The 22655-nt window shown below is 55.7% G+C and carries 17 protein-coding genes; 6 read left to right on the top strand and 11 right to left on the bottom strand.

Annotation, left to right across the window (positions count from 1 at the left end; translation table 11 throughout):
- Positions 1-13: 13 nt before the first annotated feature.
- Positions 14-391, top strand: coding sequence for a DUF1801 domain-containing protein (locus AU11_RS05770; RefSeq protein ID WP_051686993.1), 378 nt, complete (start codon positions 14-16; stop codon positions 389-391).
- Between the two features lie 43 nt (positions 392-434).
- A complete protein-coding gene (locus AU11_RS05765) occupies positions 435-758 on the top strand; it encodes a TfoX/Sxy family protein (protein WP_043317113.1) in 324 nt (107 codons plus the stop codon).
- An 87-nt stretch (positions 759-845) separates the two neighbouring features.
- Here AU11_RS05765 and AU11_RS05760 read toward each other — a convergent pair whose 3' ends face one another.
- Complete coding sequence (locus AU11_RS05760) at positions 846-1967, bottom strand: cation diffusion facilitator family transporter (protein WP_081847956.1); 1122 nt, start codon at positions 1965-1967, stop codon at positions 846-848.
- A 243-nt stretch (positions 1968-2210) separates the two neighbouring features.
- Between AU11_RS05760 and AU11_RS05755 the strand changes: the two genes are divergently transcribed.
- The gene (locus tag AU11_RS05755) at positions 2211-4211 is read left to right on the top strand and encodes a DUF3604 domain-containing protein (protein WP_043317110.1); all 2001 of its coding nucleotides are present in this window, start codon (positions 2211-2213) and stop codon (positions 4209-4211) included.
- 68 nt (positions 4212-4279) lie between these two features.
- Here AU11_RS05755 and AU11_RS05750 read toward each other — a convergent pair whose 3' ends face one another.
- The 8 genes from AU11_RS05750 to AU11_RS05715 all read right to left on the bottom strand — a co-directional run bounded on the left by AU11_RS05750 (position 4280) and on the right by AU11_RS05715 (position 13597).
- Positions 4280-5848, bottom strand: coding sequence for an arylsulfatase (locus tag AU11_RS05750; RefSeq protein WP_051686991.1), 1569 nt, complete (start codon positions 5846-5848; stop codon positions 4280-4282).
- Positions 5849-5867: 19 nt separating this feature from the next.
- Entirely contained in the window at positions 5868-6920 is a 1053-nt protein-coding gene (locus AU11_RS05745; RefSeq protein ID WP_051686990.1) for an HAD family phosphatase, read from the bottom strand.
- Between the two features lie 167 nt (positions 6921-7087).
- Positions 7088-8386, bottom strand: a complete 1299-nt coding sequence (locus AU11_RS05740) for a BatD family protein (protein ID WP_043317109.1) — start codon at positions 8384-8386, stop codon at positions 7088-7090.
- A complete protein-coding gene (locus AU11_RS05735; RefSeq protein WP_051686989.1) occupies positions 8383-10032 on the bottom strand; it encodes a VWA domain-containing protein in 1650 nt (549 codons plus the stop codon). Before AU11_RS05735 ends, AU11_RS05740 begins: the two co-directional genes overlap by 4 nt.
- Positions 10029-11039, bottom strand: coding sequence for a VWA domain-containing protein (locus AU11_RS05730; protein ID WP_231491596.1), 1011 nt, complete (start codon positions 11037-11039; stop codon positions 10029-10031). Before AU11_RS05730 ends, AU11_RS05735 begins: the two co-directional genes overlap by 4 nt.
- Positions 11036-11557 carry a DUF4381 domain-containing protein gene (locus AU11_RS05725; RefSeq protein WP_051686988.1) on the bottom strand — a complete coding sequence of 174 codons (522 nt, stop codon included), beginning with the start codon at positions 11555-11557 and terminating at the stop codon, positions 11036-11038. The genes AU11_RS05730 and AU11_RS05725 overlap by 4 nt, the downstream gene beginning before the upstream one ends.
- Complete coding sequence (locus tag AU11_RS05720) at positions 11547-12566, bottom strand: DUF58 domain-containing protein (RefSeq protein ID WP_081847955.1); 1020 nt, start codon at positions 12564-12566, stop codon at positions 11547-11549. Before AU11_RS05720 ends, AU11_RS05725 begins: the two co-directional genes overlap by 11 nt.
- A 17-nt stretch (positions 12567-12583) precedes the next feature.
- Positions 12584-13597: a MoxR family ATPase gene (locus AU11_RS05715; protein WP_043317105.1), complete on the bottom strand. Its 1014-nt coding sequence runs from the start codon at positions 13595-13597 to the stop codon at positions 12584-12586.
- A gap of 109 nt (positions 13598-13706) precedes the next feature.
- Between AU11_RS05715 and AU11_RS05710 the strand changes: the two genes are divergently transcribed.
- From AU11_RS05710 to AU11_RS05700, 3 genes are all read left to right on the top strand, one after another.
- Positions 13707-16064, top strand: coding sequence for a multiheme c-type cytochrome (locus AU11_RS05710; RefSeq protein WP_081847954.1), 2358 nt, complete (start codon positions 13707-13709; stop codon positions 16062-16064).
- 83 nt (positions 16065-16147) lie between these two features.
- Entirely contained in the window at positions 16148-17647 is a 1500-nt protein-coding gene (locus tag AU11_RS05705) for an NAD(P)/FAD-dependent oxidoreductase (protein ID WP_043317101.1), read from the top strand.
- A gap of 58 nt (positions 17648-17705) precedes the next feature.
- Entirely contained in the window at positions 17706-19202 is a 1497-nt protein-coding gene (locus AU11_RS05700) for a phospholipase D family protein (RefSeq protein WP_043317098.1), read from the top strand.
- A gap of 72 nt (positions 19203-19274) precedes the next feature.
- Here AU11_RS05700 and AU11_RS05695 read toward each other — a convergent pair whose 3' ends face one another.
- Both AU11_RS05695 and AU11_RS05690 read right to left on the bottom strand, forming a co-directional pair.
- Positions 19275-21263 (bottom strand): alkyl/aryl-sulfatase, encoded by a 1989-nt coding sequence (locus AU11_RS05695; RefSeq protein WP_043317096.1) that lies wholly within the window; start codon positions 21261-21263, stop codon positions 19275-19277.
- A gap of 49 nt (positions 21264-21312) precedes the next feature.
- On the bottom strand, positions 21313-22611 hold the full coding sequence (locus tag AU11_RS05690) for an OmpP1/FadL family transporter (RefSeq protein WP_081847953.1): 1299 nt from the start codon (positions 22609-22611) through the stop codon (positions 21313-21315).
- Positions 22612-22655: the final 44 nt, after the last annotated feature.

The following is a 22655-nucleotide window of genomic DNA, read 5'->3' as shown; positions in this document are numbered from 1 at the left end:
AAACATTTTACGCATGGACACACCATCGCAGACTGCTTCAGATACCATCCCCCAGCTGCTTGCCGAGTACGTCAGCCAGCTTTCGACCTGGCGTAGTGAACGCCTGCAAAAGCTTCACAATCTGATTGTTGCCAACTTTCCCGATACCAGCCTCTCGATGAAATACAGAATGCCTACCTATGCGCTTGGCGACGGTTGGGTGGCACTGGCGAGCCAGCAGAGCTACCTGTCGCTTTACACCTGTGCGCGGGAGCATATACAGCCGTACCTGGATAGGCACCCCTCGGTGAAATGCGGCACGGGTTGTCTGAATTTTCGCGACAGCGACGATATTGCGTTTGAAGACCTGCGACCGGTAATCGCCTCTGCCCTGAAGATGCGCTCCCGGTGAAGTGATTGGCATAGGGAATTGATATAAAACGAAGGAGTTAGCCATGTCGTACAGTGAAGAACTGGTAGAAAAAGTCCGTGAAGTACTGCAGGAAGAAGATGGCCTGAGTGAGAAGCAGATGTTTGGCGGGCTGGCCTTTATGCTGAATGGCAATATGGCCTGTGGCGTGGTGGGTGAGGAATTGATGGTGCGAGTAGGGCCGGACAACTATCAGGCGGCACTTGGCGAACGCTACACACGGCCCATGGATTTCACCGGCCGCCCGCTGAAAGGAATGGTTTATGTGGAAGAAGATGCAATCGCCGCAGACCTGGACGGATGGGTGACCCGGGGTGTCGAGTTTGCCGGGACCCTACCACCCAAGTGATCCGGACCGCAGTGCCCGCAGATTGTGCAGGCACTGCCGTTCTCTCGAGTCGCGTGTCGCCGGAGCGAATTGGCACGACAGGGGCGATCAGAGGGATTTCCCTCTCAGTTGCTCCGGCACATCCAGTTTCGACGGTGCTGCGATACCATCGATCTCGATGGTTAGGTGAAACACCCGGGGGCAACGTTGCTTTAGTTCGGCCTCGAGCTCATCGATTAACTCTTCCGTTGCTTCAAGGGTCGCCTGCACGATGGCGCGTGTCTCGGCGTACTCGAGAACGGCGTCATTTCTGCGATGCTCCGCTACTCTTTCCAGCAGTTGCTGCTCATGCCGGTCAATGCGGTCGTTCATGCCCCGCATCAAAACCTCTTCGCGCACCTCGATTTCCGCAACGACGACCGTGTGGGTGTCATCCACAATCACTGATCTCAGGTCGTGATACCGTTCAACCTCCCGGTGATGTTTGATGATCTCGTGAAATGCGCGCTCGGCGTCCTTGTCGCGGATATTCGTCAGGTAGCGCATGTTGATCATGCCGAGAAAGATGGCCGTCAGTCCCAGCATGACCGCAATGGAAACCGAGAAGCCGATATCCCACATGGGATTACCCGTAGTCTGGGTTAGTCCGATACCCGTAGCGGCGAGGATAACGCCAGTTACCGCGATGCTGTCCTCAAGCAGTACGGCGATGAGAGTGGGGTCATCCGCATCGGCCAGGTACCGAAACGGGTTTTTCCTGCCCTCGGCGCGCATGCGTGAAAAGAACTCTTTAGCGGCGACCATCAGCACGTAGCCTTCGAGCACCAGGGCGATAAACAGCACCACACCGGAAACCCAGATCGGCGCGATGTCAAAACCGAGAACCGAAATCGCCTCTGGTCGATCAACCTGGTCGAGGTTGTGCCAGGCGTGCCATGCATGGGCGAGGCCAAGGCCACAGCCGATGGAGAACAGGCCGATGGCGCTCCACAGGTTCCACAGATACTTCTTTTGCCCGTGGCCAAACGCATAGTGGCTGTCCGCGGGCCGTCCACCGCGCTTTAACCCGATCAGCAGAAAAATCTGGTTTAGGGTATCCATCAGGCTGTGTACCGCTTCGTTCATCATTGCGGCGGAATGAGTCGCGAGAGCCGCCACTCCCTTGAGCACTGTGATGATGGCGTTTACACAGATGGCGTATAGAACAGCCTTTCTCGAGCCCTGGGCCATGTTTCCCCCATAAAACGGTAATGGTGTGCGGATTGCGCGGTGCTGTGTGTGGCAGATTATTCACACTGACGAACGGGAAGATTATAGAAGCCCGAATAGGGTGTCGACGCTCCGGGAACAAAGTCTCTCTTGCGCCACCGCAATGTTCGTCGCTACCCCCGGTTCTATACTCACGCGAAACCAGAATCACTGGTCCATTTCCAGACAACTCCGGCGTCCTTACTATCTAACAGGGAATTCATCATGCTTAAGCGCGGAATGACAGGTGTTGCACTTGCATTGAGTTTTTTTCTGATTGCCTGTGGCGGTGATCCTGATGGAAGAAGTGCAGGCGCCGCCCCAGACGAAAAAGACGGCGCACTGATCGAGGAAGAACTTGGTAGAGCGGATGACCAGCATGTGGATACAACTGGAAAAGCGCCCTTACCAAATCCGGAAATGTCTGGGAAATCAGCGTCAGCGTCGCAGTCTTCCCCATCTGGTTATCCCGTGCAGGCATATTTTGGCGATACCCATGTGCACACCGGCTGGTCTGCGGATGCAGGCATGGATGGGGCGATTCTTTCTCCGGAAGATGCCTATCGCTTCGCCACCGGGGAGGAAGTCAAATCCAATTCGGGGCTCAAGGCGAGGCTCGCCCGCCCGTACGACTGGTATATGATCACTGACCATTCTGACGGGATGGGCGTAATCAACGAGCTGATTGCCGGAAACCCGGAAATGATAGCGGATGAAACTCTGAAGCGTTGGCACGATGCGCTCAATTCCGGCGATGAAAAGGCCGCAGCAGATGCCAAAAGCGAATTGATTGTGATGCAGTCCGAGGGCCGGCTGCCGAAAACGGTGATGGACCCTAAATGGATGAAATCCGCCTGGGAAAAAACCGTCGATGCGGCAGAAAAATATTACCGTCCCGGCGAATTCACTACCTTTATCGCCTATGAATGGACGGTCAATGCGGACGGTGGTGATAACCTGCACCGCAATGTGATCTTCCGCGATGACGCCAGCAAGACCCGTCGCCTACTGCCATTGACCACCTTTGAAACACAGGACCCGGAAAAGCTGTGGGCGTGGATGGCCGCCTATGAGGACAAGACCGGCGGTCGGGTACTCGCCATTCCCCACAACGGCAATATGTCCAACGGCCGCATGTTTGAGCACAAGCGCTTTGACGGCTCGCCCATGACCAGTGAGTGGGCACAAATGCGCGCGCGGTTTGAGCCACTCTACGAGATCACTCAAATCAAGGGGCAGAGTGAGTCGCACCCCAGTCTCTCTCCGGAAGATGAGTTTGCGGACTGGGATCTTTGGGACCGTGGAAACCTGATATTGAAGCCAAAACCGAAAGGATCCTTTCGCTACGAGTACTGGCGCCCGGCGTTGATTGATGGCATGCGAATCGAAACCGAATTGGGTACCAACCCCTTCCAGTACGGTGCGAACGGGGGTACCGACAACCATGTGGGATTGAGTACCACAGAAGAAGACAACTTCTTTGGTAAATTCAAAACCCTGGAGCCCAGCAATAAAGAGCGCTGGGACTTTCCGTTGCTGACCGGGCCCAGTGGCAGTTACATGGGCTGGGAGCAGGCAGCATCCGGACTGACCGGTGTCTGGGCAACGGAGAATACCCGCGAAGCTATCTGGGACGCCATGATGCGGAAGGAAACATTTGCCACCACCGGTCCGCGTATGACACTGCGGTTCTTTGGTGGCTTTGATTTTGTATCGCAGGATGCCGAAGCAGACCTGGTTAAGCGAGGCTATCAGAAGGGTGTGCCCATGGGGGGCAAGTTAACTGGCAACGGCTCCACGAAATCAATCCGCTTTCTACTGGCGGCGTTAAAAGACCCGGATGGCGCCAATCTCGATCGGCTGCAGATTGTCAAAGGGTGGGTGGATGGAAATGGTCGCGCACACGAGAAAGTTTACAACGTGAGATGGTCGGGAAATCGTAAGGATGACGGTACCGGGCATATTCAGAAGGTCGGAAATACCGTCAATCTGGAAACGGCGGAATACACCAATAGTATTGGTGATGCCCAGCTGATCGGCTTTTTCGAGGATAAGGAATTCAATCCCAGGCACAAAGCGGTGTACTACGCCCGGGTACTTGAGATACCGACGCCCCGTTGGACGCTGTTCGACAAGGTGCGAAACGGGGTTGAAATGGATAAAGAAGTACCGATGGTTCTACAGGAGCGCGCTTTCAGTTCCCCCATCTGGTATTCGCCGAATTAGTCGCTGATACGGCAGGAAAAAGGGCCCATGCCGTAAGGTATGGGCCTTTTTTCATGGCGCCGAGAAAGTCAGTTACTGCCGCCTGCACCGGCCTTCAACTGTTCCTCGATCTTCTTGAGATTGAATGAACCCGGTGTCTGACTGGGGGGGTATTCCTCCATGGATTTGAGGAAGCGCGCTGCCATGCCCTGCATGGGCACCAGTACAAAGGCTCTGTCCAGGAACCAGTCATTATAGGTGTTGGAGTTGTGTTGGGCGCGCTCGAATGGATCGCGGCGCAGATTGAATAACAGAGGGACACGCAACTCGGTAAACGGCTCGCGCCATACTTCGAACGCCTGTCCGCGGTTTTCGAGAAATACCGCTTTCCACGCATCGTAGCGCATTGCCACAATCTGACCATCGTCATTTACATAAATGAACTCACGGCGGGGGGACTCTTCCGTTTTGCCGGTAAAGTAGTCCAGCATATTGTAACCGTCGATATGGTTTTTGTAGCTGCGGCCATTCAGGCTGACACCTTTGAGCAGCTTGTTCTTGATGTCTGGAGCACCACCTACTGCAGCGAGAGTGGGCAACCAGTCCTCGTGGGAAACAATACCGTTGAGTGTTTTACCCGCGGGGAATTTCCCCGGCCAGCGTACAAATGCGGGAACCCGGTATGCCCCTTCCCAGTTTGAGTTTTTCTCACTGCGAAAGATCGTGGTGCCGGCATCTGGCCAGGTGTTGAAGTGGGGGCCATTGTCAGTCGAGTAGAACACGATGGTGTTATCGGCGATTTTCAGCTGATCCAGCAGGTTCAGTAATTGCCCCACATGCTGGTCATGCTCAACCATACCATCCTGATAGTTGTTACCGGTCGGACCGGATAAGCCCTTATGCTCTTCTTTAACGTGGGTACGGAAGTGCATTCTGGTTGCGTTCCACCACACAAAGAAAGGCTTGCCGGCATTTACCTGCTGCTTGATAAAATCCATGGCTGCAGCGAGTGTCTCCTCATCTACGGTTTCCATGCGTTTCTTGGTCAGGGGACCGGTGTCTTCGATTTTTCCATCAGCGGTTGCCTTGATTACACCACGCGGCCCATATTTCTTGCGAAATTCAGGGTCTTTGGGGTAGTCCCGGTTCTCCGGTTCCTCTTCTGCATTCAGGTGATAGAGGTTGCCGAAAAACACATCGAACCCATGATTTACCGGCAGGTGTTCGTCGCGGTCACCCTGGTGATTTTTTCCGAACTGCCCAGTGGCATAACCAAGACTTTTCATGACGGTTGCAATAGTCACATCGGTTTTCTGCCAGCCCTCTTTGGCACCGGGTAAACCCACTTTGGTCATGCCCGTACGCACAGGAACACTGCCGCCGATGAAGGCTGCGCGGCCTGCTGTGCAGGATTGCTGCCCGTAGTAGTCGGTGAACGACAACCCCTGACTGGCTATGCGGTCAATATTGGGCGTCATGTATCCCATCATGCCTTTGCTGTTGGCGCTGATATTCCACACACCGATGTCATCGCCCCAGATTACCAGGATATTGGGCTTATCCTGAGCCTGAGCAGCGGTATGGCATATGGTGAGTAGCGCTGCTGCCGCAACGGAAATTGGCAGCCTCAGCAGGCGGCGCAAACGGATATTCCTCATGTGTCCCTCCAGGGCAGTGCTAACGCAATTGTGAAAGGCCTGTGGCCTGATTCGAAATGGTTGGGGATTTGTCGAAGGAGAAAACCCTGTTCCAGTCATTCTTCATATCGATGACATGCCAACTGTGTTTGCCTGCGTCATCCAGGCCTCGATGGAGCTGGCCGATATGGGATTTTCGGTCGTAGGCCCATTCGCGTTTGGCATCTGTGTGGTGTACCAGAACACCAAAGCGCGGGCCGCTACCAGAGGTGGCCCATTCCAGCATTTGATAGTCGCCGTCGGAATTTCCGGCAACAAAAATAGGACGCTGGCCAATGTGCTGATGGATACCGACCGGTTTCCCTTCCTTGTCGTCAATCAGGTTTATCTCCGGGAGCTTGATGACTACCGGCTTGCCATCGCGTACTTCGTAGCGGGCTTTTAAGCTGGAACCGACCACCTGGTTCGGCGGAATTCCATATGTCTCCTCGGCAAAAACACGGATAAAGTCCACGCCGCCGCCGGACACAATATAGGTTTGAAAACCATTGGCCCGCAGGTAATCCAGCAGTTCCAGCATCGGCTGGTAAACCAGTTCGTTATAGGGTTTGTCGTATTTTGGATGTCTGGCGGTTTTCAGCCATTGCGCCACAGCACTGGCGAATTCCTCTGTGGTCATATTGGCGTGGGTGGCGGCAATGATTTTCATCAGCCCTTCTTTGCCGCTGGCGATCACCTTACTCGTATCGCCATTGAGAATAGACGCGAAGGGTTCCTGGTTTTTCCATTCTGGGTGCTCCGGCGCCATCTTTCTTACTTGGTCCAGTGCGTAAAACAACTGGAAGTACATGGGTTGCTCTGCCCATAGGGTGCCATCATTGTCGAAGGTGGCAATACGCTGGCCCTGTTCAACAAAGTCCGGGGAACCTTTACGGGTCACCTTGCTGACGAACTCGATGATTGCAGACTTGGTCTGGCTTTCATTCCATGAGGGAAGCGGGTCAACGGGGGAATCTGCGAGCGTCAGGACTGGTGACAGGAAAAGGATAAATGTGGCCAGCGCAAGGCTGAGAAGCTTGTCCGGAATACGCATAGAACTTCCCCAGAAATTGCAGTGAGGGGCCACTCTGAATTTGGTACTCCTTAAACCTTAGTTCGTCTTTTTCATTTTCTCTGCGGGCGCCGGATAATTTTTTTTCATAACAGCGCTGTTGGGAGTAAGACTGGGCAGTTTCCACTTACCTGGCATGCGCTGGTTACTCAGGGTGGGTTCAGGGGAGGCAACGGGGATGAAAGCGCGCGACGCCGGCGCCCAGCGACGTAGGCATCTGTTGCCAGTTCCAGTTTTTGCCAGAGTGGTGCGGCGCTTGCCGAGGCCGGGGTATTGCCGTAATGGGCTTGTCCGAGCGCGAAGAGGGTCTGTGGGATATCGGAGGTTGCGTAGTCTGCCTGCTTTTTCAGTGTCATGGAGGCATTGAGAGCTACGGAGTAGTTATGATGTTTGATTGCCGATTGCAGCTGCCGAAGCGCAAGGGTCCCCGCCGCTTCCCGTCTTTGATGATACTGCGCACGTACCTGAGTAATCGTTGGCCAAAGGTATTCTCTGGCCAGCCAGAGCAGGGCAATGCCCAGAGCCAGCAGCCCGAGCCAGTGCGCGGGTGAAAGACCGCTGATGGCAGCGACCCCCTTCACGTGTACTTTGACCGGTTTCAGAGTGGTTGTCTTAATATCGCCGTCCTTCAGGTCATACCAACTGAGGGTGATGGCGGGCAAGGTGCCTTTTAGTGGGGTTTCGGCCACATAGGTGATTTTCTCAACCCGGCTGCCTCCATTTTCGCCGTCCACGCGCCCATCACTTTGCGCATTGGTCCTTGGGGTATCCGCGTAAGCAGCCAGTCCAGATGGGGCATCGGTGGTCAGTAGTGCCGGCACGAACATGACCGTTGAGCCCTGTATAGACGCTGTAACAGTGCGGCTGAAACTATCGCCCGGCTTCAGGTTTTCGGGGGTTCCTTCGATGCGCTGCTCGAGGTTCAGATTATCTGCTGCAATATAGGGATCCAGCGCTTCGGCACCTTCTGGCGCACTAGCGGTTAGTGTAATCGGCTCCTGCGCCAGGGTAGCTTGGCGGGTAATATCGGGGCCCCCATCGGGGTTGCGGTAGCGAATATCCAGGCTGGTTGCCGGAAGCCTGAACACACCAGGGGTAAGGGGGACGAGCAGATATTCGCGCACCACCCCAGACCAGGTTGTCCCGTTGATCGTCTCACTGGTAGAGACAGAGGATTTATCGGGCGCACTTACTGACAGATTCGGCCGGTCTATGGTGGGGAACTCTACGGGTTTGGTCAGCCAGGTGGGTACCAGCACGGTGATCTGCAGGGTGACCGCCTCACCGGGAACAACGTTGGATTGGGAGAGCGTGCTTCTGACAATGGGGGTATCGATATTCGCCGGCGTTGCGTTAGTTTTTGCGGACTGCGCCGAAGAAGCGCTGGCTGCCCACAGCAATATCACCGCACACAGAATACAGCGCAATCGAGAGTTCAACAGATTCATTGCGTGTTGCCCTCGCGTTTTTGTGCTGCGGCCTCAGCGGCAAACCGCTGTTTCATAAATGTACTGGTGCTGGTGTCCAGGGTCGACATCCACTGCTCCGGGTCGACCGGCTGTGGATCGCGAGAGCTATCGGGCGCTTGAATCTCCTGTTGTTGTTTGTCGTAGTTGTCTTGATCACTTTGCGTCTGCTCTTCTTTCTCTTCTTCCTCGCCGCGGGATTTTTCCATATAGGCAAGAATGTCTCGGGTAAGCCGCAGATTTTTATCGGCGCCAGGGAAATTCGAATTCATCGCCACTACCTGTTCAAAGCCGGTAATGGCGTCCTGATACTGGCCGCTTTTCACCTGTGCCATGGCTCGGGTGAATATTGCTTCCGGGCTATTCAGGCCTGCCAGGGTATTGGCCGCATCTTCAAACTGCCCGGCCTGATACTGGGCGTAGCCGCGTCGATAGGTATCGGAAAAGACATTGGCGGCGCGGCTGTATTCTTTGCGGTTCGACAGCCATTGGCCCAGCTGATCGGGGGTAAAAACACGGGTGAGAAAAGTATTTTCTGCGGGCATTGCATCCCGAGCAACGGCGGAGGTAAGAGACTGTGCGGTGACAACGGGCGAGGTGGAAGAGGTTGTTATCAGTCCGGTGAAAAGGAAAGTGAGTACCACACCAGTCGATAGGGCTGTGGATTTTTGCTGCGACACTGGCAGGATCCAGCCGCGGCGGAACCACAGCAGCGCCAGGATTGCCGCTGGCCATGCAAACCACCAGCCACGGTCCTCCCACTGCAGGTTTTTATCGTTTATCAATGCCTGTCGGAAATTATTGGAAAAATAGCGGACAAACCCATCGATATCCCGTGCATCGGGTGTTACCCGGGTGACTCTCGCGCGGCTGACTTGCTCTGCACCTGGGATCGGGGACTGGCTCGGTAGCAGCATTAAAAACCCAAGACCATTGTCCTGAGTGCGCTGAGCAAAGGCGGAGATATCGTGTTTTTCGATACCATCGGTAAGAAACAGGATGCTGCCGCTGGTCTGTTCTTTTTTCAGAATATCTTGCGCAAGCTTGAGGGCCGCGGCGGCGCTGTTACCTTCTTCCGGCATGACATCTGTTTCCAGCCCCTCCACGTAAGGGCGCATCAGGTACGGGTCTTCGGTCAGCGGTACGACACGGTGGGCGGTACCTGCGTAGGCGACCAGTGCGGTGGGGGCACCGTCACGGCGATCCAGCAGGTCGTAAATTTTCTGTTTGGCGCGTTCCAGGCGGCTCGGAGCAACGTCTTTCTCCGTCATACTCGAAGTCACCTCCAGGGCGAGGACCAGAGGGGCAGTGCGCGCCATCAATAGATTCGGTAGCCGGCTCCAGGCAGGGCCGGCGGTTGCCACGCAGAGAAACGTCAGAAGTAGGGCGAGGGTGTCGATGGGCAGTAAGCGCGGCCAGCCAGTTTTGTCATTTTTTCCGACACGGAGAGCATTGGCGAGATGTGGCGCGATATGAGGTTCACCAGAAGTCTCTTTCTGTTCAAGCCCGCCGGGTCGCCGCAAAACCCACCAGACCACGAGTATCACAGGTAACAGCAATAGCCACAGGGGACGTAAGAAGTGGAAGGCGGAGATAAACGTGGTCACATCGTCGAAGACACCGTTCATGAGGCCGCCTCCCGGCGCCAGTCTGCGCGTTCGAGCATGTGTAATGCAACGCTGAGCATTGCGAGCGTCAATGCCAGTGCCAGCGGAAAGTAGGCAAGGCTTTGGCGGGGGCGAAAGGTTTCGCTATCAACTTTCTTTGGTGCCAGTGCGTCTATCTGCTGGTACACCCGGGCAAGGGCTTGTTGATCATTGGCAAAAAAGAATTCCCCACCAGTGCGCGTTGCAATGGCGGTCATGGTGTCTATATCAAGCCTGTTGTCCGATTCTCCATGGGGATCGCCGACTCCCACGGTGAGGATTTTGACCCGCTGTTGTGCGGCGATGGCCGCGGCGTTAATGGGGCTCATACGGCTGGCGGTGTCACTGCCATCACTCAGCAGAATCAGCAGGCGCTGTTGGATGTCACTGGTTTCAAACTGGCGGATCGCCAGGCCAATGGCGTCGCCGAGAGCGGTGTGAGGGCCTGCCATACCAACTTCGGTCAGTTGCAACAGTTCCTGTACGGTATCCAGGTCAGTGGTGAGTGGGGCCTGCACAAACGCTTTTGAACCGAATACGATCAGCGCCACTCGCTCGCCCTCGCGGCCACCGAGAAATTGCGCCAGTACACTTTTGACGCCGGCGAGCCGCTGAGTCCGTTCGCCGGCAGGGCTGAGGAAGTCTTGCTGATCCATAGACCCGGAAATATCCACTGCGAGAATCAGGTCTCGGGCTGGTTTCTGGAGCGTCACGGCATCCCCTTCGAGTTCCGGGCGCGCCAGGGCGGCAACCAGCAGTAGCCACACCAGTGTGCCGATAATCCACTGCCAGTAGCGGCGCTTGCGCACAACGGAGCCCGAGCCTCGTATCAATCCCAGACGCTCACTGATGCGCTGGAAGAAGGGGACGCGTATAGCGGCGATGCGCTCGCGGTGAGGTGGAGCCAGCCACCATACCAGCAGGGGCAGCGGTAATAGTAAGAGGGCCCAGGGCGCACTAAACATAAGGCCGCTTGCTAATCCACTCACGGGGGCACCTCCGAGCCTTCGGGCCTGGATTTACGGGGTGGCACTATTTGGCTGCGATGACGGCGGACCCAGTTTTTGGCCGCTTGAGTCAGTCGGGGGTTCCGCGGGCAGCTGCGGTAAGCACCCCGCAATAAAGCCTCACCCAGATCACCGTTAAATTCCGTGCCGGAATACTGGCGATTAAGGAATTCCAGCCAATGGTTCCCGGTGAGTCCGGCGACCTGCTCTCGCGGATAAACGGCGAGTGCGGTGCGTCGTAAAATACTGGCAATCACTCCCGGGTCATTAGCTGCGTTTTCCAGAGCGCTCAGCGCGGCGCGCCGGTAGGCATTGCGCCGATAGTGACGGTAGGCTTTCCAGGTCAGGAAGAATACGAGTACAAGTAGCACTGTGAACATTGTCTTAGCCAGCGCCGTTTGAGGCCATAGTGAAATGGCTTCGGGTACCGGTGGCGGTACCAGCTGAGCGATCAGATCAGCTAATGTTGCCTCCGTGGGTTTGGTGTGCTCATTCTGCACCGGCGGTTCTCCTGTTTAGCGGGCACGACAGTCCCAACAGCCGGTGGAGTTGTGGCAGGGTTTCTGCACCTGCAGAAAGTGATGCCAGGGGGATTCCATAATGATGTTGCCAGCGCTCGATGGCCGCACGGCGCTCGCGGTTTAGGCGGTTCATGGCCGTGTGAATATCGCCAATGTTGGTATCAAGCGTCGCCTGTTGATCACCGTCAGAAATCGCGCTGACAAACCCCTTTGGCATAACTTCGCCACTCGGGTCTGACACCGGCATCAGTATCACATCATTGCGGCGCGCGAGGCCGGCGAGCAGTCGATCGCTGGCCGGTCCGATCACATCGAAATCACTGATAAGCAGAATCAGGTGATCGCGACGTGCAATATTTGCCACTGCTTGTAATACCGTGTCCAGAGATGTGGGGGTGGCTGGTGGCGCATCCGCATGTAGCGCACAGTTGGCGCGTGCGAGCTCGCTCAGGAATCGGGTCAGCGCGGTGCGACAGCGTTTGGGGCGCTGGCTGAAAAGCCCATCGTCCCGGATGACAATACCGCCTACACGATCGCCCTGGCTGAGCACCGCGAACGCGGCGAGTGTCGCTGTCTCCGCCGCGGTGACGGATTTCATGGCGAAGCGGGTACCGAAATACATGGACATGCGCTGATCCACCACAATGAGTGTGGGGCGGTCGCGCTCTTCCGTGTACACGCGCACGTGGGGCTCGCCAGTACGCGCAGTCACCTTCCAGTCGATTGCGCGCACGTCATCCGATGGTCGGTATTCACGCAGTTCCTCAAAGTTGAGCCCGCGACCGCGCAGGCGTGAAGCGTGGCGGCCGGCCAATACGCTGCGGGTCGGTTGCCTCGGTAGCAGATTCAGTGATTCCGCGGCGTCCTCCAGTGACTGCAGATGCGACAGGTCTACATGGATGCGGCGGTCGTTGCCGGTTGGCGGCGAGCTGATACCACCGACACCCGCGCGGCTGCGGTTACGTTGGCGCGTGAAAAAATTGAACATGGCGGTATCGTGATGAATCAGGGTAGGGCGACATTTTTCAGCAGAAGATCAATGACCTGGTCTGCGCTGATGCCCTCCCCCTGGGCCTCAAAGCTGAGCCCGATGCGGTGACGCAGGCAGTCGTGAATTACCCCGTGGATATCCTGCGGATCCACATAATCGCGCCCCTCCAGCCATGCGTTGGTGCGTCCCGCCTTGTCCAGTGCAATAGAGCCCCGTGGACTGGCGCCAATCTCAATCCAGCGCGCCAGCTCGTCGGAAAGCTTCGCCGGATACCGGCTGGCATCGATCAGGTCGGCCATGTAGCGCGCCATGGCGTCCGATACATGGATACCGGCTATTTCGCAGCGTGCGTCAAACACCGCCTGCTGCGGCACGAGCGTTGCGGCTTGTTGCGGCTTTGTGGCGCCACCGTCTGCACCTTTGTCTGGGGTGGCTGCGTGGGCTGCGGCAATTTCCTCTCCGCGCACCAGTTCGATCACCTCCACCTCGTCTTCTACCGGCGGGTAGGTGATCAGTACGTGCATCAGAAAGCGATCCATTTGCGCTTCCGGCAGTGGATAAGTACCTTCCTGCTCGATAGGATTCTGGGTGGCCATGACCATAAATAGTGGCGGCAACTTGTGGCTATTGCCGGCCACGGTGACCTGGCGTTCCTCCATAGCCTCCAGCAGCGCCGACTGCACTTTGGCGGGCGCGCGGTTGATCTCATCGGCGAGGACGATGTTGGCGAATACCGGTCCGGGGTGAAAGCGAAACGCGGACTGCCGCTCGTCCCGATAGAGCATATCCGTGCCGGTCACGTCCGCAGGGAGCAGGTCGGGCGTAAACTGTATACGACTGAAATCCGCTTGCAGGTTATTCGCCAGCGCTTTAATGGCGCGGGTTTTGGCGAGCCCTGGCAGTCCCTCCACCAGCAAATTGCCATTGGCGAGCAAACCGATAATCAGTCGCCGGATCACATCCTGCTGGCCGACGATGGCGCGACTCATACCTTGCTCTAGTGCGCTGATCTGTTCCCGTGCCGACATGGGCGCCTCGCGTTATTGCAACTCTACTAACGCTAGCAGATTCGAGGCTGAGCAAAAGTGTGCGAAAAGCTATACTCGGTGCCAATTACAAACATAATCCGGAGTTTCGATGCGTCGCCTGTCCCACCTTCTGTTTGCTGTCCTGCTGCTGAGCACTGTGAGTGCGTGTAGCAAAAATGACGAGACGAAAGGCGTGGAGAGCGGTGTAGAGCCCGGTGTTGCGGTAGCATCTCTTCAGCAACCGGGCCGCGGCTCCGGCACTGGTGCGGACGTCACTACTCAGAAGGCTCGCGGGTTAGCCGCTAAGTCCCCGGGCCCTGACGGCCACCCAGATTATGTGGGTGTCGAGGTCTGTTCCGGCTGCCACCAGGCGGAATATCAGGATTGGCAGAAATCCCACCACGATCTCGCCATGAAGACCCCCAACGGTGAGACCGTTGTGGGGAATTTCGATAACGCAACTTTCGATTATTTCGGCACGGAGTCCCGTTTTTTTAAACGGGATGGCCAGTACTATGTGCGCACCGATAACGCGGAGGGTGAACTACAGGACTTCCCTGTGGCGTACACCTTTGGAGTATATCCACTGCAGCAATACCTGATCGAGTTTCCTGGGGGGCGGTTGCAGGCGCTAAGCCTGTCCTGGGATTCGCGCCCCAAACAACAAGGCGGCCAGCGCTGGTTTCACCTGTACCCGGATGAAGAAATCAAGGCGGGCGACCCACTTCACTGGACCGGTATCAACCAGAACTGGAACTTCCAGTGTGCAGACTGTCACTCTACCAACCTGCACAAGAATTATGATGCGAAATCCCAGAGCTTTTCCACTCAGTGGTCTGAGATCAATGTAGGCTGTGAAGCCTGCCACGGGCCGGGAGCAAAGCATGTTCAGTGGGCGGGATTGCCAGAAGAAGAGAAATCCGGCTGGAAAAACAGTGGTTTTGCCGCGAGCTATGGCGGACGGTTGCGGGCGCACTGGAAAATGGATGCCGAGACCGGAATCGCCCACATCGAAAACAAGGCTGTGAACACCCAGCAGGAGATTTCCACCTGCGCCCAGTGTCACTCCCGTCGCGGTACCCAGTATCCGGGAGTTCGCCCCCATGATAACTTCCTGGATTATTTCCACCCGGCGCTGCTGGATGAAAACCTGTACCACGCCGATGGCCAGATCAATGACGAAGTCTATGTGTGGGGGTCCTTCCTGCAGAGCAAAATGCACGGAGCCGGCGTCACCTGTAGCAATTGCCATAACCCTCACAGCCTGGAAACCCGTATACAAGGTAATGGTCTCTGCTCGCAGTGCCACTTGCCCTCAAAATTCGATACTGTAGATCATCATCTGCATTCTGAGGGCAGTGCGGGAGCGCAGTGTGTCAACTGCCATATGCCCACCAAAACTTATATGCAGGTGGATGCCCGCCGTGATCACAGTTTTCGCGTACCACGGCCGGACCTGTCGGACAAGATTGGTTCGCCCAATGCCTGTATTGGCTGTCACACTGAAAAATCCAATCAGTGGGCAGCGGAAGCTCTGCGGAAAAAATTTGGTGAACCTGAGCCTCATTTTGGTGAAATTCTGTTTGCGGCCCGGCAGGGATACCCCGGTGTCGATCAGCCGCTGCAGGCACTGGCTCTGGACGAATCACAGCCTGATATCGTGCGCGCTACGGCAGTGTCACTGTTGCCACGCTATCTATCCCGAGCCTCTGCGCAAATGTTGCAAGTCATCGCTCAGGGGGACGACGCACTCCTGCATCTTGGCCTCGCGCAAAGCCTCGATAATATTCCGCAGCAGGTGAGACCGGCACTGGCCATCCCGTTATTGTACGAAGACGACCGTGTGATTCGCGCGCTGGCCGCCAATACGATGGTGGGAGCACCCATGGATGCCTACCCGGCGGAAGTGGCAGAGCGTTTTCAGAAAGGGTTGCAGGAATATGAAGATACCGCCCGGTTCAATGGAGATCGTCCGGAAGCCCTAGTCAACCTGGCAGGTGTGCGATTGAGGGAAGGTAAAACCGCAGAAGCGGAGTCTCTGTTGAAGCAGGCGCGGTTGCTGGCACCTCATTATGTTCCAGCGGTTATCAATCTGGCGGACCTCTACCGCTCATCCAATCGCGAGCATGATAGTGAGGTGGTCTTGCGGGAGGCGCTGGTAAACGCCTACGAGAAAGCGCCCTTGCAGCATGCCCTGGGGCTGTCTCTGGTACGTCAGCAGAAATTGCCAGAAGCGATGCCTCTTTTGCAGGCTGCCGCCGATAGCGACGGTGCGCCGCCGCGCTATGCGTATGTCTACGGAATCGCGCTCAATTCCAATGGTGATAGCGCGGGGGCCATCACTTATCTGGAGCAGGCACTGCAGCGCTATCCGGGTGACCGGGAAATATTGTCCGCCTTGGTATCTCTGCACCGGGAAGCCGGAAATACGGAAATATCTGAGCAATATCAGTCCCTGATACAGTAAATTCACTACTGAGAAAAGCCTTGTCCTCCCCCGGCTAAATCTCGGTACACTGGCTGCACGAATTTTAATAAAAGCGACGGACCATGCGAGCACAGTATTACGATACCCTCATTGTGGGCGCCGGCCTGTCCGGTATTGGAACTGCATGTCACCTCAAGCAGCATTGCCCTGATCGCAAGTTCGCCATTCTTGAACGTCGCGACCGCCTCGGCGGCACCTGGGATCTGTTTCGGTACCCGGGAATCCGCTCGGACTCCGACATGTTCACCTTCGGCTTCAGCTTCCGCCCATGGAACGGTGACCAGGTACTTGCGGATGGCTCATCTATTCGCCAGTACCTGGGGGAAACCGCGCAGGCCTTTCAGGTGAACGATCATATCCACTATGGGATCAATCTGACTTCCGCCAGCTGGTGCAGCAGCGAGCAATGCTGGACCCTGAGCGGCATCTGCCACGGGAAACCGGTGACCTATAATTGTCGGGTTCTGATTTCCTGCGCCGGTTACTACGATTATGCGCAGGGCCACGCGCCGGAGTTTAGCGGAGTGGATCGTTATCAGGGAGAGGTGATTCATCCCCAGCATTGGCCAGAAGATCTGGAGTACGCCGGCAAAAAAATACTGGTAATCGGTAGTGGCGCTACCGCCGTGACCCTGGTACCTGCGCTGGCGAAAAAGGCCGCGCATGTGACCATGCTACAGCGCTCCCCCACCTATATTTTGTCCATGCCAGGCCGCGATCGACTGCTGAGCCTGTTGAAGAGGTTTTTTCCCGAAAGAGCGGTTTTTGCTTTCGCCCGCTGGCGGAATCTGCGCTTGCACCGCCTGATGTTCAAAGCGGCAAAACGCTGGCCTGAAACCGTCCGGCGCCTGATATTGCGAGGGGTGCGCAAAGCGCTCAATGGGCACGCAGATATGCGCCACTTCACTCCCGAATATCAACCCTGGGACCAGCGGCTATGCGCGGTACCGGATGGCGACCTGTTTGAAGCGATCAAGGCTGGCCGGGCAACGGTTGTGACCGACACAGTCGACACTTTCACCACGAGTGGTATCCAACTGAAATCTGGCAAGGTACTGGATGCGGATATTGTGGTGAGTGCTACCGGCCTCAGACTTCAGTTGCTTGGCGGCATGGCGTTGACCGTAGATGGCGAACATGTGGATATGCGCAATCGCCTGACGTACAAAGGGGTGTTGATGGAAGGCGTACCGAATATGGCCTGGGTATTCGGCTACACCAACGCCGCCTGGACACTGAAGTCCGATATCTCCGCAGGCTATATCTGTCGCCTGTTAAATCATCTGCAGGAACGTAAACTGGGTGTATTCATCCCCATCGACCGCGAGGGCTGTAAGGCGGAAGAATCGGTAATGGCTGCACTGCAGTCAGGATATGTGGAACGTGCCGATGGAATATTGCCGCGTCAGGGCACCCGTTACCCGTGGCGTTTGCTCAATGACTATGAGCGCGACAGAAAGATATTACTAAAGGGGGAGCTGGAAGATGAATTTCTCAATTTCTATCCACCACTGCGTGCCGGGGACCGGAAACTGGAGGCCACTGTTACGAACCCGGTGTGAGGGCGCTTTGAACCGGCTAGACTAGTCGGGAACCCCGGACTCTGCCGTGTCATCGCCTATGAGTGACTCCTCAACGACCAAATATGACGCCGGGCCGGATTCGTCGGCCCTGGACCCGGCACGAGGCACAGAGCTCGCTCGTGGCCTGCGTGAAGAAATCGCGTCTCACGACAAGGATCAATCCGGCTTTCACCTGGTACACGATGGTTTGTCGGCATTTGTCGCACGCGCGGCACTGGTCAAAGAAGCCGGTGTTTCCCTGGATCTGAAATATTACATATACAGTGACGATAGCTCGGGGCGAATCCTTACCGGTTTATTGCTGCAGGCCGCTGACCGTGGCGTGCGCGTTCGACTGTTGGTTGACGACCTTGGAACACGGGTCACCAATCCCTGGATTCTTGCGCTGGAGAGCCACCCCAATATGCAGATCCGGGTGTTCAACCCGGTAGAAGGCCGCAGTGGTTTTCGCCGTGGACTTGAGCAGCTTTTGAATTTTGGGCGCATAAACCACCGTATGCACAACAAGCTGTTGGTGTGTGATGGGCAGGTTGCCATTACCGGTGGGCGTAATATTGCCGATGGCTATTTTTCTAAAGCAGAAACCGAATTTCTCGATGTAGATATCGTTGCAGTAGGCGCTGTGGTGAAAGAGGCCTCAGATATTTTTGATGACTACTGGAACAGTGAAGTCGCGATTCCGGTAACGGAGCTGGCACTAGCCAATGATCAGACCTGTTCGCTGGATGGGTTAAGGGACCGCGTAAGCGACTATCTCGCGGGTGAGCGGGAATCGGAATTCAGCCGCGCGCTGGAAAAATCCGATCTGGCTGAAAAACTTAAAACCGGTGCCATTGAGTTTCTCTGGGGGAAGGGAACACTGTTTGCCGATCCTCCGCGAAAGGCCATTGACCGGGCGAGCGTCCCGGTGAGTGAGTATCCCGGCTCGAAACTGGAAAAAACGCTCAGACAGTGTCAGCAGAAAGTGCGTATCACCAATGCGTATCTGATTCCCGGTATACCCGGTGTGGATTTATTTTCCGCCCTGCAGAATGCCAAGGTACAGGTGGATATTCTGACCAATGCCCTTGCCACCAATGATGTAGCGGTGGTGCACGGCGCTTATTCGCGCTACCGCAAACCCCTGTTGCGCGCCGGTGTTAACCTGTGGGAATTACGCCCGGTAGCAGAACAGAAGCAGCGGTTGCACTGGTTCAAAGGCAAGTCCCGCGCAAGTCTGCATGCCAAAACCTTCGTATTGGATGATGACCGCTCGTTCGTCGGCTCGATCAATCTCGACAGCCGCTCGATTATCCAGAATACGGAAATTGGCGTGCTGATTGAAAACCGGCAAATCAATCGACAGTTGAACGAGTTATTTGATACCTGGACCGGGCCGGATGCAGCTTGGCAATTATCTCTGGATGAGGGGGGGGATATTCGCTGGACCGCAGAGAGCGAGAATCTGACGGTAACGCACGAGCCGGAGACCCGGTGGTGGCAACGGTTGCTGGCCCGCCTGCTGTCGCGACTACCGATAGAATCACAAATCTAGGTGGTTAAAAAGGGCCCGCCGGTAACACACCTGCGGGCCCGATTCGCAGAAAAATCGGTGATTCGCCAGCCCTCAGCTTTTGGGGCGTGGATTGGGGGTGGATATGTTCCACCAGAATTCAAACGTATCGAGCATACCCAGGAATTCCTTGAACTTGGCCCCATCTCCACCGAGCTTGGCAGAGCCGTCTTTGACTTTATCGTCAATTTTTGCAGTGCCCATGATTACATCATCCAGAGAGCTGCGGTTGATGGTCACTGTGGCATCGGGCTTGTCGACGGGAGGCCCGTAGTTCAAAACTCCATTTTCCAGCATCAGTGCGTAGTTGCCCTTGATATCGGGGAGTGAAATATTGAACGCCATTTTCTTACCAGCGGCTTTTGGCCCATTTAAACGAATACCAAGAAAGTCGAAAAACATTTCTATGGGCATATTGGCAATGGTATCCGGACTCGCAGTAACCGGTACTGGCAATTTCTTAACGCCTTCGCGGAGTTCTTTTGCACCACTGAGGAAAAAGTTTCTCCATGGTCCATTCTCCTGCTGGTATCCCATCTGCTCCAACGCGTCGGCGAGCAGATTTTTTGCCTTCTGATTCTCCGGCTGTGCGGAAACCAGATTATCCAGTACCTGCGCTACCCAGCGGTAGTTGCCAGCATCATAATCCTTTTGGGCTTTTTGCAGAACGCTGTCTGCACCGCCCATATATTCCACGAATTTTTTACCGGCTTCTGTGGGAGGGAGCGGGTACAAACGGGCCGGATTACCGTCGAAAAACCCCAGGTAGTAGTTCCATACGGCACGGGTATCGTGGCTGACGCTACCGTAGTAGCCGCGGTTTGCCCAGTATTGGGATAACTCCGGGGGGAGCTCCATCATCTCTGCGGTCTCGACCATGTTGAAGCCCTGGTTTGCCATCCGCAGGGTCTGGTCATTCAGATATTTGTACAGATCGCGCTGTTTCTTTAGGTGATCAACCACATGCTCGTTGCCCCAGGTCGGCCAGTGGTGTGGCGCGAATAGTACTTCGGCCTTGTCTCCCCAGCGTTGTAACGATTCATTCAGGTAGTTGGCCCATGCTTTTGCGTTTCGAACCTTGGCGCCCCGGAGAGTGTACAGGTTGTGTAGAGTATGTGTGGCGTTCTCCGCCGCTGTCACTGCTTTCAGTTCGGGAATATAAAAATGCATTTCCGCCGGGGCTTCGGTTCCCGGGGCCATCAGGAACTCGAAAGTAAGCCCGTCTACCTTGATCTGCTGTCCTGTTTTGGTGACGGTATCCGTCGGCGGAATGATGGTAACGGTGCCCGGAGAAGTACCCAACCCCAGGCCAGTTCCCAGTGTCCCTTTTGGGTCTTTCGGCAAGAGATTGCCGTACATGTAAGACGCTCGGCGTCCCATGGTATTGCCGGCAAAGACATTTTCACTGACAGCCTCTTCGAGGAAACCCGCAGGCGCAATGATTTTAACCTTGCCGGATGTTACATCCGCCTCATCGACAATGCCGCGTACACCGCCATAGTGGTCAACGTGGCTATGGGTGTAAATCACAGCAACCACAGGCTTGTTGCCGCGATGCTCTCGATACAGGTCGAGGGAGGCTTTTGCCGTCTCTGCGGAGATCAATGGATCCATAACGATAATCCCATTGTCACCCTCGATAAACGTGATATTTGAGAGGTCCGCACTCCTAACCTGATAAATTCTCGGTGTTACTTCGTAGAGTCCACCTTCTGAGAGCAATTGCAACTGCCGCCACAGGCTCGGGTTCACCGTATCAGGTGCCTCTTTCCCCTGAGCAAATGCGTAGGCGCTTAGGTCCCAAACTGTCTGTCCTTTGTCATCTTTGATGACTCCGTTGTCTGGTAGTGGAGCGATAAATCCTTTTTTAACGTCTTTGAAATCCTGTTTGTTGTTGAATGGAAGCTGTGACTGTACTGCCGCGTTGGATTTTTGGGTGGTTTCCGTTGCGGCGTTTTGTGCCATCGCGGAGGGAACTGCAAGTGCAGTTACGCAGACGCTTATAAGCAGGGTAAATGGCGGTTTTAATCTCGGAAATTTCATGTTTACTTCCTTGTTACTCTGAATGTTTCCTTCCGTTTCCACGCGCTATTCAGAATTCGAATTGCACGGACCCGCCAAGAAACTGCAGTGAGGTATCTTTGTAACTTCCCTCGAGCCTGGGGCTGAACGGCGGGCGGCCAGTCTGATCAATATCGATATCACCGGACCAGAGCATGGTGTAACCGATGTCCATGGTTACGCCGGGGCACAGCATTTTCCCGGCCCCCAGGCCAAACCGATAGGCTTTGCCTGTGACCAGATTGGCGGTGAGGTTGGAGTCGTTCTGCATGGAGTTGTCATAAGCGAAACCGGTGGACAGGTTCCATCCCTGCAGGAATCCTTGGGAAACAGTATGTCTCACTCCCAGGGCGAAGTGACCGGTATCCTTGTATCCCTGGTCGACAAATACCGACAACTGATTCGGGTTGTCCAGTGCCAGTTCCATTCCGGCAAACTCGGACCAGTCCTGCCAGCCCAGGTTGGCGTACAGCGTTGTGGCCGGGCTAAGTTTTTGCTGCAGGCTCGCGGTTACCGTTGCCGGTACTGTCATATCGATTGTTGTACGAGCGCCATTGAGTCTTTCTACTGCCGGTTCAAGGATGGGGCCGAATCCACTCAAGCGGAGGTTGTCTTTGAAGGTAAGATCCACTTTCGAGGTATAGGTGATACCAAAGGTTGTAGATTCTACCGGACGGTAGATAATTCCAATGTTTCCGCCATACCCTACGTCGATATCTTCGTATTTGAGGTGGGCATCGTCGGGAAGAATCCCGGCTCGCGGCGCAGAAACATATTCAAAAAACGCGCCCATGATGTTAACGCCTGCGCCAATGGAAAGGCAGTCGTTAATTTTCCAGCTGAGCGAGGGGATCAGGCTCATTCCGATCAGGTCGGATTCCTGTACAAAGCGCCGGCCGGCCCAGTCGTCGTTGTAATCCAGGCCGAGGCCAAAGTTGCCCGTCATGGCCAGACCCCAGCCCAGGCGATCTGAAAATACTCCGGCGGCGTGGGCGCCGCCACCAGGAAACCATTTCACCGGATTGCCGCCGTCGTTGCCGGGCACATTGGTTTCTCCGCCATTGGTGAAGCCGATGTCACCGTAGAGCGCCTGGCCCGCCACGCGTACTTCTGTCGTCTCGCGCCATACGGTACCCGCTGGATTGGTAAATGCCGTAGCGGCGTCTTCTGGCATCGCTGCCCAGCCGGCGCTCGCTGTGCCGAGTGTCGGCGTGCCAATCTCCCACAGTAGTAATCCGCCGGCATGTGCCGGTGAGGAAGCGGCTATAGCAAGGGCCAGCGGTGTTAATTTATGAATGCGAGATTTGAATGACGTATGTTCGCGCTTCATAGCCAATTCCCTCTGGGTACGGACGTAGCGAAGTATTGAGTAGA

It is taken from the genome of Microbulbifer sp. HZ11 (assembly GCF_000708675.1).
GTDB lineage: Bacteria > Pseudomonadota > Gammaproteobacteria > Pseudomonadales > Cellvibrionaceae > Microbulbifer.
This window is presented reverse-complemented; position numbering and strand designations above follow the sequence as displayed.